The organism is Sulfuricurvum sp. (genome assembly GCF_022759005.1).
Lineage (GTDB): Bacteria > Campylobacterota > Campylobacteria > Campylobacterales > Sulfurimonadaceae > Sulfuricurvum.
This window is the reverse complement of record NZ_JAEMQA010000115.1, coordinates 1-12,920: the sequence shown is the minus strand read 5'-3', so window position 1 is coordinate 12,920 and position 12,920 is coordinate 1. Positions and strand designations below refer to the sequence as shown.

The 12,920-nt window shown below is 46.0% G+C and carries 15 protein-coding genes; 9 read left to right on the top strand and 6 right to left on the bottom strand.

Annotated features, from left to right (window positions below):
• From JHC35_RS07260 to JHC35_RS07245, 4 genes are all read left to right on the top strand, one after another.
• On the top strand, positions 1-706 hold a 706-nt coding region (locus JHC35_RS07260), incomplete at its 5' end, for an alpha/beta fold hydrolase (protein ID WP_295043575.1).
• Positions 703-897: an exodeoxyribonuclease VII small subunit gene (gene xseB / locus JHC35_RS07255; RefSeq protein ID WP_295043572.1), complete on the top strand. Its 195-nt coding sequence runs from the start codon at positions 703-705 to the stop codon at positions 895-897. The genes JHC35_RS07260 and xseB, both read left to right, overlap by 4 nt.
• On the top strand, positions 897-1,688 hold the full coding sequence (locus JHC35_RS07250; RefSeq protein WP_295043569.1) for a carbon-nitrogen hydrolase family protein: 792 nt from the start codon (positions 897-899) through the stop codon (positions 1,686-1,688). Before xseB ends, JHC35_RS07250 begins: the two co-directional genes overlap by 1 nt.
• 3 nt (positions 1,689-1,691) lie before the next feature.
• On the top strand, positions 1,692-2,369 hold the full coding sequence (locus JHC35_RS07245) for a ThiF family adenylyltransferase (protein ID WP_295043567.1): 678 nt from the start codon (positions 1,692-1,694) through the stop codon (positions 2,367-2,369).
• Here JHC35_RS07245 and JHC35_RS07240 read toward each other — a convergent pair.
• The 6 genes from JHC35_RS07240 to JHC35_RS07215 all read right to left on the bottom strand — a co-directional run bounded on the left by JHC35_RS07240 (position 2,366) and on the right by JHC35_RS07215 (position 9,561).
• Positions 2,366-2,809: a c-type cytochrome gene (locus JHC35_RS07240; RefSeq protein ID WP_295043564.1), complete on the bottom strand. Its 444-nt coding sequence runs from the start codon at positions 2,807-2,809 to the stop codon at positions 2,366-2,368. The two genes, JHC35_RS07245 and JHC35_RS07240, sit on opposite strands and share 4 nt — an antisense overlap.
• A gap of 123 nt (positions 2,810-2,932) precedes the next feature.
• Positions 2,933-3,115, bottom strand: a complete 183-nt coding sequence (locus JHC35_RS07235) for a hypothetical protein (RefSeq protein ID WP_295043561.1) — start codon at positions 3,113-3,115, stop codon at positions 2,933-2,935.
• Positions 3,116-3,415: 300 nt separating this feature from the next.
• Positions 3,416-4,849, bottom strand: a complete 1,434-nt coding sequence (locus JHC35_RS07230; protein ID WP_295043558.1) for an efflux transporter outer membrane subunit — start codon at positions 4,847-4,849, stop codon at positions 3,416-3,418.
• Positions 4,842-7,973 carry a multidrug efflux RND transporter permease subunit gene (locus tag JHC35_RS07225; RefSeq protein ID WP_295043556.1) on the bottom strand — a complete coding sequence of 1,044 codons (3,132 nt, stop codon included), beginning with the start codon at positions 7,971-7,973 and terminating at the stop codon, positions 4,842-4,844. Before JHC35_RS07225 ends, JHC35_RS07230 begins: the two co-directional genes overlap by 8 nt.
• Positions 7,973-9,103: an efflux RND transporter periplasmic adaptor subunit gene (locus JHC35_RS07220; protein ID WP_295043553.1), complete on the bottom strand. Its 1,131-nt coding sequence runs from the start codon at positions 9,101-9,103 to the stop codon at positions 7,973-7,975. Before JHC35_RS07220 ends, JHC35_RS07225 begins: the two co-directional genes overlap by 1 nt.
• Entirely contained in the window at positions 9,100-9,561 is a 462-nt protein-coding gene (locus tag JHC35_RS07215) for a MarR family transcriptional regulator (protein WP_295043550.1), read from the bottom strand. The genes JHC35_RS07220 and JHC35_RS07215 overlap by 4 nt, the downstream gene beginning before the upstream one ends.
• Before the next feature lie 153 nt (positions 9,562-9,714).
• Here JHC35_RS07215 and JHC35_RS07210 point away from each other — a divergent pair, with 153 nt between their 5' ends.
• From JHC35_RS07210 to JHC35_RS07190, 5 genes are read left to right on the top strand one after another with little or no spacing between them, the layout of a single operon-like run.
• The gene (locus tag JHC35_RS07210; protein ID WP_295043548.1) at positions 9,715-10,509 is read left to right on the top strand and encodes a polysaccharide deacetylase family protein; all 795 of its coding nucleotides are present in this window, start codon (positions 9,715-9,717) and stop codon (positions 10,507-10,509) included.
• A gap of 49 nt (positions 10,510-10,558) precedes the next feature.
• Entirely contained in the window at positions 10,559-10,810 is a 252-nt protein-coding gene (locus tag JHC35_RS07205; RefSeq protein ID WP_295043545.1) for a hypothetical protein, read from the top strand.
• Complete coding sequence (locus tag JHC35_RS07200) at positions 10,785-11,147, top strand: type II toxin-antitoxin system PemK/MazF family toxin (protein WP_295043542.1); 363 nt, start codon at positions 10,785-10,787, stop codon at positions 11,145-11,147. The genes JHC35_RS07205 and JHC35_RS07200 overlap by 26 nt, the downstream gene beginning before the upstream one ends.
• Before the next feature lie 51 nt (positions 11,148-11,198).
• Complete coding sequence (locus JHC35_RS07195; protein WP_295043539.1) at positions 11,199-12,344, top strand: succinyldiaminopimelate transaminase; 1,146 nt, start codon at positions 11,199-11,201, stop codon at positions 12,342-12,344.
• A complete protein-coding gene (locus JHC35_RS07190) occupies positions 12,332-12,793 on the top strand; it encodes a hypothetical protein (protein ID WP_295043537.1) in 462 nt (153 codons plus the stop codon). The genes JHC35_RS07195 and JHC35_RS07190 overlap by 13 nt, the downstream gene beginning before the upstream one ends.
• Positions 12,794-12,920 lie beyond the last annotated feature (127 nt).

Genomic DNA, 12,920 nt, shown 5'->3' with positions numbered 1-12,920 from the left:
ATTCGATCGCTTAGGAATTCATCAGGTCCATGCCGTGATTGGGGGATCGATGGGGGGGATGCAGGCGTTAGCGTTTGGTGTTTTTTTTCCCAATTTTGCCAAAAAAATCATTGCTATGGCGACGACGGCGGCAACACAGCCGTGGGCAATCGCGTTTAACAAAGTAGCGCAAGAGGCGATCCTCAAAGACCCTGAATTTAAAAACGGCTATTACGATCCCGCCATTATACGTGAAAACGGTCTGAGCGGTATGGCGATAGGGCGCATGGCGGGGCATATCAGTTTTCTCTCTCCTAACTCGATGGAGCGAAAATTTGGACGCGAATACAAGCGAAATGACGGGTTGTACGAGCTTTTCGGAAAATTTCAAATTGAATCGTATTTGGAGTACAACGGATATAACTTTACAAAATGGTTTGATCCGTTGTCGTATCTTTATATCACTAAAGCGATCAATATTTACGACCTTTCCCGTGGGTTTGATTCGATGGAAGAGGCGTTATCGAAAATCAATGCCGAACTGTATTTGGTGAGTTTTCAAAAAGATTTCCTTTTCTTGCCGAGTGAAATGGAATCGATCCACAGTGCACTGCAATCGATCGGAAAAACCAACAGCGATTATTTCGAAGTTGAGAGTGATTATGGGCATGATGCATTTTTGGTCGAGATTGATAAAATAGAAAATTATGTTCGGAGTGCGCTATGAAGAATGAAGAGAGTTTTGAGAGCAAAATGACCAACGCCAAAGCGATTTTGGAAAAACTCATGGATCCGGCATTGCCGATGAATGAGAGTGTCAAAGCATACGAAGAGGGGATGAAAGAGCTTCGTGCTGCAGAAACGATGCTTCAGAACGCTCAAATCCAAATCCAAATTATCAAAAATCAGGAGCAATAATGCGTGTTGCTATACTCCAACTCCCTTCAATCGGCATGGGAAGCAACAAGCTTGAAAATTATGCCCGCGTTGCCCACCAAAAAGGGGTCAAACTGGTTTTGATGGGAGAATATCTCCTCAACCCGTTTTTTAAAGAATTGATCCAAACACCGGTCTCCATGATTGCGGAACAAAGTGCCCATCAAATTGAAACGCTTAAAGCGCTCGCCGCAAAATATGAACTGACCTTTGTCGCTCCGATCGTAACGGTTAAGAAAAAAGAGTGTACCAAAATGATTGCCAAGGTGAATGCACGCAGTGTCACCTACTATCCGCAGCAATTTTTGATCAACTACCCGCATTGGAACGAAGAGAAGTTTTTTAACAATCCGATTGAACCTGTCAAAGCACCAATGATTTTTGCGTGCGAAGGGTTTAAATTTGCCGTCATGGGGGGCTTTGAACTCCATTTTGACCCGATGTGGGACGCGGTAACGTCAAAAGTAGTCGATGCGGTGTTGGTGCCGAGTGCTTCTACGTTTGAATCACACAACCGCTGGCGTGAGCTTATCAAAACGAGAGCATTTACTCACAATTGCTATATCCTCAGAGCTAATCGTGTCGGTGAATATTTCGATGAACAACACGCATGGAAATTTTATGGCGATTCGATGGTTGTTTCCCCTGATGGAGAAGTCGAAGCGGATCTTGGGAATACTGAAGAGTTGTTGATCGTTGATTTGGACCGAAAGAGCCTTACCGAGTCCCGAAAAGGGTGGGGATTTAAAGAGGCATTGCGAAAACGGAGATAGACCATGATGCACTATTTTCACCGTCAGGTACAGTTATGGGGAGAAGAGGTACAGTTATCACTCCAATCCAAAAAAATTGCCGTAATCGGGAGCGGAGGATTGGGTTCTTCGCTCGCCTTTGCTTTGGGAGCCTCCGGAATCGGTGAAATCCATATGGTTGATTTCGATAGTGTCAGTCTGCACAATATTCATCGTCAAATTGTTTTTAAAACGGGAGATGAGGGGAAATACAAGGCAGAGGTGTGTGCGACACTCATTGAAGAGCGTTGCCCCTATGTCAAAGCGACTGCGCACGTATGCAATTTTGATGAATTTGCCCAAAAAAATGTCGATGTCGATCTGATCATCGATGCAACTGATAATCTCCCCTCACGCGGTGCAATCAATACCTATGCGAAATCAAAAGCTCTACCGTGGGTGTACGGTTCCGTAGAAGCGTTCAACGGACAGGTTTGTTTCTTTGATGAGGCATCGTTTAATGAAGTGTTTAAAATCACTTCGAAAACACCCGCCGGCATTGCGGCTCCTATCGTGATGCACATTGCGTCATTGCAGGCCAATTTGGCATTACGTTATCTTGCAGGATTGAGCGTCAAAAAAGATAAACTCTACTATCTCTTTTTTAACGAAGAAGGGGAACTGGTAACGCAAAAGTTTGCGTTGCCAAAAAGTGAGGCTTAAAGCCCCGATACATAAGACGCCAATGCGTCGATTTGAGCGTCATTAAGCCCTTTAGCTTGTCCTTGCATTACCGCTTTCATCTCTTTGCCGTAGGTGCCGTTTTGGTACCCTTTGAGTGCCTCTTTGATTTGTGCCTCACTAAAGTTAGCAATAATTTGTGATTTATTCAACGCGGCTTTTTCCGCTTTGGCTCCGTGGCATGAAGCGCATTTTTGGGCAAATAATGGTGCGGCATCTGCTTTGAGCGGTTTTGTATCGGTAGATGCAGTTGCAGCAGGTGGTGTTACAGCTTCGACAGACGTATTGGCTTCTGTTGCTACGGTTTGATTTGTTTCAACAGATGATGCATTGTTCTCAGAGCTTGAAGGGGTTTGTGCCGTTGTGTCATTGCTGCAGCCGATCAAAAGAAGAGAACAGATAAAGGGGATAATTCGTTTCATAGATAAAGCTCCTACTATTTAAGTTAGAAAAGTTTATGATAAGTTATTTTGATTTTGTGTTAAAGAGGAGAAAAAAGAGAGGTTTCGCACCGAAGTGCGAAAGTTTTATTTTAGAAATAAAACTTATTTAGTAGCGTTAGCTTCTGTAGCGTTTGCTTCAGTAGCGTTAGCTTCTGCTGGCGCAGCAGCTTCAGCAGTCATGTTAGCTTCTTCAACTGCAGGTGCAGCAGCTTCTTCAGTTTTTGCAGACTCGCTGCATCCGATAAACATTGCAGCCAAAAGCAACGCAGAAACGATTTTCATCATGGTAAGGCTCCTTAAAAAAATATGGCGGAAGTATACCACTACTTACCCTATATTTGTCAAGTGTTTTTAACAAATTTGATCAATATTTTTTAAAGTCCCTAAAAATAGGGCTTTTAAAGGCATCAAAATGGTATCAAAAAAAGGTAAAAATTAGCGTAAAATGGTGAGAATTGAATGGTTTTTTTTGTTTTTTTGAGTTTGTTTACTATTGGTTATCTTTTTGAGGGCATTTTTAGCAAACGCGCAGAATAGAATGGAGTGGAAAAATTACCCCGAAAGGCAATTTTGTTAGTAGAAAAGTTAACGTCCCGCAGGGAGAAGATCAGGTTCGGGTACTTTTATCTCTTCACTCCAGCCTCCCCCCAACGCTTTGTATAAGGATATAGTAGAGATAAGGGCGTTTTGTTTGGCGATAATGAGTTGTTGCGCTGCTTGGAGCCATTGTTGTTGCACCAAGAGCATATCACTGTAACTGATGGTTCCGACATGATAACGTAGTTTGCTTTGCGTTAGCGCTTTTTCGATCGCAGCGGTTCGTGAAAGTTGGAAAGTTGTTTGCTGTTGCGCTTTTGATGTTTGTGCAATAGCATTATCCGTATCATTAAAAGCACTCACGATGGTTTTTTTATACAAAGCGATACTTTGGTTTCGATCGGCTTCTGCGGTTTTAATTTCACCCGCAATTCGCCCAGCCGAGAAAATCGGTACACTGATAGAAGGGGTAATTTCCCAAATTCGTGCCGGATTGGAAACAAAGTTACTGAGTTCGAGACTTTGTACCCCTAACATGCCCGTAAGTTTGATGCTCGGAAAATAGGCTGCTTTTGCGACACCGATTTTCGCGTTTGCAGCGATGAGGTTTTGTTCTGCCGATGCAATATCGGGACGTTTGGATAAAAGACTCGAAGGTAGAGCCTCCGGAACTTTCGGCAGTGCAATCGAATCAATCGGTGATACTTGTATAGGAGACGGGTTTCGTCCTAATAATGTATTAAACGTTGCTTCCTCTGCAGTTTTGGAAGCTTCGAGCGCAGATAAAGTTGCTTTGGCACTTTCGTGCTCGGATATCGATTGCAATAAGACGCTTTCTGCAATAACACCGTGTTTGTATTTGAGCTGATTGAACTCTACCAATTCTTTCGTCAATGCAACGTTTTGGCGTGCAAGATCGATTTGGCTTTGTATAGACGAGAGTTTGACGTACGATGCGGCTACACTTGAGGTAATCGAGAGTTTGACTGTCTGAGAAGCATATTCGCTCGATAGAAGTGCTGCCCGCGCCGCTTCATTGGCTCGACGTACTTTTCCGAACAGATCGATCTCGTAGCTTGCCAGTGATAATGAACCCGCATACGTTGAGGTGATTCCTTCTCGTAATTGATATCCCCCGTTAGAGGCGTTATCGACCCCTTTCCTATCTGAGGATGCATTGGCATTGATTTGTGGATAAAGATACGATTTGGCTTGATCAAACTGTCCCAAGAGCGCATCGACGGAAGCTCTGGAAGATTGAATATCGTAGTTGGTAGTGAGCGCTTCTTCGATCGCTTGTGTCAAAAGAGGATCGTTGAACGATTTCCACCACGTACTCTCTACCGCTATGTTTGATGTCGTGTTGGTTTCATTGTGGACAAATGTTTCGGGAACCGCAACATCGGGTTTGGTATAATCGGGACCGATGGCACATCCTGTAAGCAATCCTGTGAGGATGAGCGAGAGGGAAATTTTATGCATGGTCGACTCCTTTGCGTGCTGCAAGTTTTTCCTGAGCCGTAGCGACCCAATAATAAAGGAACGGAATAAAGTACCGTTCGATAAATGTCGCGGCTAACATCCCTCCAAACATCGCTACCCCGATCGAGAAACGTCCTGCTGATCCGGCGCCGGAACTGAAGATAAGCGGTAACATCCCCGCAAGGAACGCGAACGAGGTCATCATCATCGGTCGATACCGCAGACGTGCCGCTTCCATGGCAGAATCGTACACGCTTTTCCCCATCAGTCGTTGTTCTTCTGCAAACTCGACGACCAAAATCGCATTTTTTGCCGAGAGGGCAATGAGTGTCAATAGTCCGATTTGGAAGAAGACGTTATTGTTGAGAAATGGAATCAACCATACTACCGTGTAGGCTCCCATGATACCATACGGTACCGCAAGCATAATGGAGATCGGCAGCGTCCAGCGCTCATACAATGCTGCAAGAATGAGATAAACCATTACCAGTGCAAATGCCATAATCATCAACGCTTTGGAACCGACAAGTTTCTCTTGAAGGTATAGCCCCTCCCAATCATAACTGACGGTGTTCGGTAAGAGCGTATCCCCTTTGGTTTCTATCAGTTTGATCAAATCCCCTGAACTGTAGCCCTGTGCGGGAGAACCCATAACGGTCGTACACAAAACACCGTTAAAGTGCTCAATAGAGGAGGGTGCACTCGACATTTTCGCCGTGACCACGGCAGAGAGAGGGACAAGTTGCCCTCCAGAAGAGCGAACCCATGCACGACCGATGTCAGAAGGGGTAGCTCGGTAGGGAGAATCGGCTTGCATCTGTACCCAATAGGTTTTACCGTTTTTATCAAACTGATTGACGTACATCGCTCCGATGGTGGCTTGCAATGTTTGGAACACATCATTGATAGAGAGTCCCAACATTTTTGCCTTTTCACGATTCACCTCGATTGCGAGAGTCGGCGTGTTCATGTTCATCGTGGTCATCGGGTTTTTGATGCTCGGCTCTTTGCGCAAATCGGCGACGAACGCATTGGTCGCTTCAGCAAGTTTGTTATAATCGTTATTCCCCGGTTGCAAAAGACGCAACGAGAACATATCCGATGGTCCCATACCGCGAATCGGCGGCGGAGGCATTGCAAAGACTTTTGCCTCTTTGATACTGCCGAGTTTAGGTCCTAATGAACCAAGGATACCGAATATTTTGAGCTCTTTTGTGGTTCGCTCACTCCACGGTTTGAGTCGGGTAAAGATAACTGCCGCATTCGGCTCTTGAGAAAAAGTGAGGATGTTCAAGCCGGTAATCGCGGTGTATTTATAGATCCCCTCTTGTTTGCTCAAAATATCTTCAACCTGTTTGACCACTTCGAGGGTACGGTTAGCGGTAGCACCATCAGGCAGTGTGATGGAGGTGATGAAATACCCCTGATCCTCCATCGGCAAGAACGCACTCGGAAGGGTTTTGTGGAAAAAACCGATGAAAAAGTAGGTCGAGAGATAGATCACGAGGAAAATCAGCGATTTTCGGATCATAAATCCCGATCGGCGAACGTAATTTTCGGTCATTACTCCGAACTTGCGGTTAAACCAGCGGAAAAAGCGGGCCGGCTCTTTCTCATGATGTTTGAGAATGAGTGCTCCGATTGCCGGAGCAAAGGTAAGGGCCATGAATCCCGAAAACACAACCGAGATAGCGATGGTCGCGGCGAATTGTTTGTAGAGCTGTCCTGTCATCCCCCCCATGAAAGTGGCCGGAATGAAAACCGCACACATGACGAGGATGATCGCAACGACAGGGCCTGAGATCTGTGCCATCGCTTTGATAGCCGCTTCGCGCGGCGAGAGCTTCTCGGTTTGTAAGATCCTCTCCATATTCTCGATTACGACGATGGCGTCATCGACGACGATACCGATCGCCAACACCAGACCAAAGAGGGTAAGGGTATTGATCGAATATCCCAACAGATACATTCCGATAAACGCACCCGTCAAAGAGATCGGGATCGAGAGGATCGGGATCATCGCTGCGCGGGAGCTTTGCAAGAAGAGATAGATTACCAAGCTTACCAAAACGATAGATGCAAGTAATGTGAATACTACCTCTTCGATTGAAATTTTGACGAAATCGGTCGTGTCATAAGGGATGTCATAGGTGATCCCTTTTGGAAATTTCTTGGAGAGTTTCTCCATTTTTTCCGCGACCGCCTTCGAGGTGTCGAGGGCATTGGCGTTGACATCAGCGAAAATCCCGATCATAGCCGCCGGTTTACCGTTGACCCGTCCGAAAAACTCGTAGTTTTGGCTTCCCAGTTCGACACGGGCAACATCACGGAGTCGGATCATAGAGCCGTCCGATTTGGATCGTATAATGATATTAGCAAACTCTTCTGCGGTAGAGAAGCGTCCTTTGGAGGTGAGCTGCATGGTCCACATCTGCTCATCATTAGTCGGCGCTTGTCCCAATCGTCCCGGAGAGACTTGGAGGTTTTGATCTCTGATAGCTGCCGCAATTTCCGATGAACTGACTCCCAAAGATGCCATTTTATCAGGATTGAGCCATACGCGCATCGCATAGTCGCGTTGACCGAAAATTTGGCTGCGTCCCGCACCGGGGATTTTTTTGATCTCGTCGAGGAGATTTGCAGAGATGTAGTTACTAATCCCTGTTGCGTCGTAGCTTCCATCCGGTGAGGTGATCGCTACGATCAGCAAAATATCGGAGGTTTTTTTCTGAACGGTGACACCGAGATCGCGGGTCGTTTGGGGAAGCTGTGCCAAAACGGAGTTGATGCGGTTTTGGACGTCAACGGCCGCCATATCTTGATTGACGCCGATATTAAAGGTACACGTAATCGTAGCGCTTCCCGGAAGGGCTGCCGCTTTGGAAGACATATACATAAGTCCGTCCGCACCCGAAATCTGGGATTCGAGCGGTGTTAGGATATTGTTCGCGATGGTTTGTGCATCGGCACCCGGATACTGTGCGGTGACCACAACGGTAGGGGGGGTGAGATTCGGCAACTGCGAGATTGGGAGCGTTTTAATCGCTACAAAACCGAGCAGCATGATGATCATCGCAATAACAGCCGATAAAACGGGGCGATTGATGAAATATTTACTAAACATTATTTTGTATTCGGAATAACTTCCGCTCCCGGTTTGAGTTTCGGCAATGAATCGGCGGCGATTTTATCTCCCACTTTGAGTCCGCTTTCGATGAGGATATTTTCACCGATCCACTCTCCTGCGACAACCGGTTTTGGACTGACGGTATTGTTCGCTTCGAGTGCGTAAACAAATTTCCCTTTTTCACCCGTTAGAAGTGTTTTTTGAGGAACATAGAGGGCATCTTTCCACTCCATCCCTTTCACTTTCACCTGAACGAACTGCCCCGGGAGGAGTTTGTGATCAGAGTTATCGATTTGGGCGCGGTATGTGATATTACCCGTCGTTGAATCAACAAACGGAGCGATAAAATTGATGTTCCCTTTGCGCTCTAACGTCGTTCCATCACTCAATGTCAGCTCAACGAGGTATTTTCCGTCTTTTGGTGCGATAAGTTTCCCCGCTGCAATCGCGTTTTGTCGAGCCAATTTTTCGTTTTCGCTAAAGGTGAAATTGACATACATCGGATCGGTTTGATACATGGTGGTAAGGAGTCCGTTTGCTCCTGAAGCAACATAGGTACCGACATCGATTTTGCTTTTATCCACAAACCCGCTCATTGGAGCTTTGATAGTGGTGTAGCTGAGATTGAGTTTTGCTTGTTCCAAAGAGGCTTTCGCTGCCGATAGGGCGGCGGCTGAATTGCGTTCGTTGGCGGTTGCCGTGTCGAGATCTTGTTGGCTCGCCGCATTTGCATTTGCCAACGGTTTGATCCGATTGAGTACCGCTTTAGCGTTGGTATAGTTTGCAGCTGCGAGATCATACGCCGCTTTGGCACTCTCTAATGAGTTTTTGAGGTCACTTGGGTCGATAACGAACAGCGTGTCCCCTTTGTTGACGAATGAGCCTTCGGTGTAGGAGCGTTTTTGGAGGTAGCCGTTGACGCGTGCATACACTTGAACGGTATTGTATGCTTGGGTTTGTCCGGTAGCTTGCAAGATCGCCGGGAAATTACCGGTTTTCACTTCAGTAGTTGTCAGTGGAACAGGACCTTCGGGCGGTTTTTCCATCCCTGCGGCTTTTGGACGTTCGCATCCGCTTATGGCGATGATAAGTGCACCGGAGAGGGCGATAGTGGTAAGACGATTCATTCGGATTCCTTTGAGGTGTAATTGAGAGAGAGGCACATCTGCTTCAAGACGCGCAACGTTATGGCGAGTTCATCGGGATCGATCTCCTGATGGATGTATTGGGTTGCTTTTGCTAATACATCCATTGTCGGTTTTTCCAATGCAATTCCCTGCGGAGTGAGGGTGACATGGTTACATCGTTTATCTGTACAAGCGGTTGCTCGTTGAATAAGAGAGCGTTTCTCCAGCCCTGCGATCAAACGGGTAACGGATGTTTTGTCTTTGCCGACGAAATCGGCAATGTTTTGCTGGGTAGAGGTTCCCTCTTTCCATAATACGACCATCACTTTAAACTGCTCTATCGTCATGTCAATCCCGTTGAGGGCAAGTTGACGAGTGAGATAGTTGCGTGCGGCGTATGCGGCATGATTGGTCATACATCCTAACGATGCATCGGTTGGACATTCACAACGATTCATGTACTAACTCCTAAAATAGTTGACTATGCAACTAATTGAGCGAATTCTAATTCATTATGACTATGAATGTCAAGAGGGTTTTTTTATAATGTTAATCATAAAGGGGAAATATGGAGTATAATCCGCCGATTTTTTTACAAAAGGTATATACAGATGTTCCGATGGTTTTTGATCTTGGCGATTGTTTTAGGTTCGTTGTGGGGTGCGGAAGCTCCCAAAAAAATTCCCGTGTTGTGTTATCACCGTTTTAGCAGCGGAGAGCTTGATTCTATGAGTATTAAAACGCAGGTATTCGGTGAGCAAATGGAGTGGCTTAAAACAAACGGTTATACGGTAATTCCTCTCGATACGGCAATGCAGTATGAGCAGGGTAAAATCAAATCGATTCCTGCCAAATCGGTCGTGATTACCGTCGATGACGGACATAAAAGTGTCTACAGTGATATGGCTCCGATCGTCAAAAAATACAAAATCCCCGTGACACTCTTTATCTATCCGAGCGCGATTTCCAATGCCAAATATGCAATGACATGGGAACAATTGCAAGAACTCGAGAAAACAAAACTGTTTCATGTCGAATCGCATACCTACTGGCATCCGAATTTCAAAAAAGAGAAGAAAATGCTCTCGGCTGAGGAGTACGCAAAATCGGTCGATAAACAGCTGAACGGATCGAAGAAAAAACTCGAAGAGAAAATGGGACATGAGATCAAATACCTCGCATGGGCATTCGGTATTTATGATGATGCACTTCTTGTTGATGCGAAGAAAGCGGGATATGCGGCGGCATTTACGATCGATCGCAAACACGCCTCATCCACGGATAATCCGATGGCGTTGGGACGCTATATGGTGATCAGTAAACACACGATTAAAGATTTCGAACACATGGTGGACGGAACCGAAGATAGGATGATCCCCTCGAAAAAAGAGATCTTGAAATATTGACACAAAAAGTGTAAAATGTTTGACATAAAGATGTCAGAAGGAGGAACTAATGACACAAATCATCGGTACACGCGAATTAATGCGCAACCCTTCGTTATTACGGATTGATCCGCAGGAAACATTGATTATCGAAGATAAAAAAGCGCATAAAACCCTCGGTATTTACATGGGAGTTGAAGCGGCAAAAGAGTTTGAAGCCTATCGCGCGAAAGCGCAATTGCTTGAAAGTGCCCGAAAAATTCGTCGTCGTGCACTCGAAGAATACAATGCACTAAGTGAGAGCATCGACGATGGCCTATGAACGCGGTTCTATCGTTTTAGTCAACTTCAATCCTCAAAAAAAAGCGGAAGAGGTCGGGAAAGTCCGACCCGCCCTTATCCTCTCTGATACCATGCTCAACGATATTCTCGACCTCGTCACCGTTATCCCCTTTAGTACCAATCTCATAGACGATGCCGAACCGTTGCGCATACGGATGGTACCGCGCGATAAACTCAAACATGAGAGCGATGCGATGATTGAGCAGCTTCGTAATATTGCTAAAAGCCGAATCGGTGAGTGCATCGGGTATGTGAGTGAGGAAGAGTTGGCGAAAGTCGAGTATGGTGTGAAAATGATGTTGGGGCTAAATAGTTAAGGCTTTCGACGCTATAATATAGGTAATTAATTCCATTACAAAGATCGTCCTTTGCATTTTGAACCGTACCCATTTGAAAAACTGACCGCTCTTTTGGCGGATATTACCCCCAATCCTGCGTATTCTCCGATCGCTCTGACCATCGGAGAACCGCAGTTCGAGACTCCGGCATTTATCCAAAAATCGTTCGCCAAACACTCCAAAGAGTTGCGTCGCTATCCGAAAACGGCGGGAGAGAACTATCTCAATGACTCGATGAGAGGGTTCGTCGAACGCCGTTTCGGGGTCAAACTGAAACCAAGTGAACTCATCAGTTCGTTCGGGACACGGGAAGTGCTCTTTAATTTCCCTCAGTACTATCTATTCGATAAAAAAGAGCCAGTCATGGCGTACACCAACCCGTTTTATCAGATTTATGAGGGGGCTGCGATTGCGTCGCGCGCTCGTGTCATCCATCTCAACTTGACCGAGCAAAACGGCTTCAAGCCGATCATCAACGAAGCGGAACTCGCCGAATGCGATCTGGTCATTTTGAACTTTCCAAACAACCCAACCGCATCGGTACTGAGTCTCGAAGAGTTGGGCGATTGGGTAAAACTGGCGCTCAAACACGATTTTTGTCTCATCAACGACGAGTGCTACAGTGAGATTTACACCGATCAGAAAATCCCTTCGCTCCTTGAAGCCTCGATCTATGTCGGCAATACGTCGTTCAAAAACGTCCTTGTCATCAATTCGATCTCTAAACGCTCGTCTGCACCGGGGCTTCGAAGCGGATTTATCGCAGGCGATGCCGAAATACTCAAAGGGTACGCGCAGTATCGCACGTACGTCGGGTGTGCTTCACCGCTCCCGCTTCAAGCGGCGGCAGCGATGGCGTGGGCGGATGAGTATCATGTGGCGAAAACGCGTGCCGTCTATGCGGAAAATTTTAAAGCGGCGCAGGAGATTTTAGGGATAATAACCTCCGATGCGACGTTTTATGTTTGGCTAAAAGTAGGGGATGCTCTTGAGTTTACTCAACGTCTTTATCGCGACTATAACGTCAAAGTGTTGCCAGGAGAGTTCTTGGCACGTGACGACGCGCGCGGCGAAAATCCGGGTGTCGGCTATATCCGCATCGCCCTCGTCGAAGAGACGGTGCGCACCATCGAAGCACTTAATCGCCTGAAGGAGGCATTGTCATGCAAGCATTAAAAGATAAAATTTTCCAAGCGCAAAGCGAGGGGGATATTGCCTCTTTGTACGTCCTCGAAGCACAGGCACATGAGAGATTCGATGAAGATACCCTCATGGCGTATTATGCCAATATCCTCGATTTGGCGTTGGAGAGAATGACGAATGCTCTTGAAAACATGGAGCGTCTCGATATGAACGAAGTGCAGGATTTCGCAACGCTTCGTGCCCTCTATGAATACGCGATCGAACACTACAGCGCGGGAAGTGCACACGATGCGAGTGCCCTGTTTGAAGTGCTCGGCGGGATCAGTAACGATGATGCTTTTTCAGAAGCGATGAGCGTTCATCGTGCGGCGTGTGACGCACAGATTCCGTTTGATGATTTTATCGATGAGTATGTTGATATGGCGGCAACGCAGAACGGCGGAAAATTTTATATCAGTTTTTTCAAAAAATCTATTGAATAACGAATAAAAAGGTATCAAATGACCATTTATGAAAAAGATGAAGAGATAGCTCAATATTGCCGTGAAAAAAATATTCCATTTGAGCAAGAATAGTAAGGTGCTATAATGAGAAATAAAAAGGGATGAT

Coding starts and splice junctions, on each gene's coding strand:
- xseB (WP_295043572.1), top strand. CDS start 703: ATGAAGAATGAAGAGAGTTTTGAGAGCAAAATGACCAACGCCAAAGCG.
- JHC35_RS07250 (WP_295043569.1), top strand. CDS start 897: ATGCGTGTTGCTATACTCCAACTCCCTTCAATCGGCATGGGAAGCAAC.
- JHC35_RS07245 (WP_295043567.1), top strand. CDS start 1,692: ATGATGCACTATTTTCACCGTCAGGTACAGTTATGGGGAGAAGAGGTA.
- JHC35_RS07240 (WP_295043564.1), bottom strand. CDS start 2,809: ATGAAACGAATTATCCCCTTTATCTGTTCTCTTCTTTTGATCGGCTGC.
- JHC35_RS07235 (WP_295043561.1), bottom strand. CDS start 3,115: ATGATGAAAATCGTTTCTGCGTTGCTTTTGGCTGCAATGTTTATCGGA.
- JHC35_RS07230 (WP_295043558.1), bottom strand. CDS start 4,849: ATGCATAAAATTTCCCTCTCGCTCATCCTCACAGGATTGCTTACAGGA.
- JHC35_RS07225 (WP_295043556.1), bottom strand. CDS start 7,973: ATGTTTAGTAAATATTTCATCAATCGCCCCGTTTTATCGGCTGTTATT.
- JHC35_RS07220 (WP_295043553.1), bottom strand. CDS start 9,103: ATGAATCGTCTTACCACTATCGCCCTCTCCGGTGCACTTATCATCGCC.
- JHC35_RS07215 (WP_295043550.1), bottom strand. CDS start 9,561: ATGAATCGTTGTGAATGTCCAACCGATGCATCGTTAGGATGTATGACC.
- JHC35_RS07210 (WP_295043548.1), top strand. CDS start 9,715: ATGTTCCGATGGTTTTTGATCTTGGCGATTGTTTTAGGTTCGTTGTGG.
- JHC35_RS07205 (WP_295043545.1), top strand. CDS start 10,559: ATGACACAAATCATCGGTACACGCGAATTAATGCGCAACCCTTCGTTA.
- JHC35_RS07190 (WP_295043537.1), top strand. CDS start 12,332: ATGCAAGCATTAAAAGATAAAATTTTCCAAGCGCAAAGCGAGGGGGAT.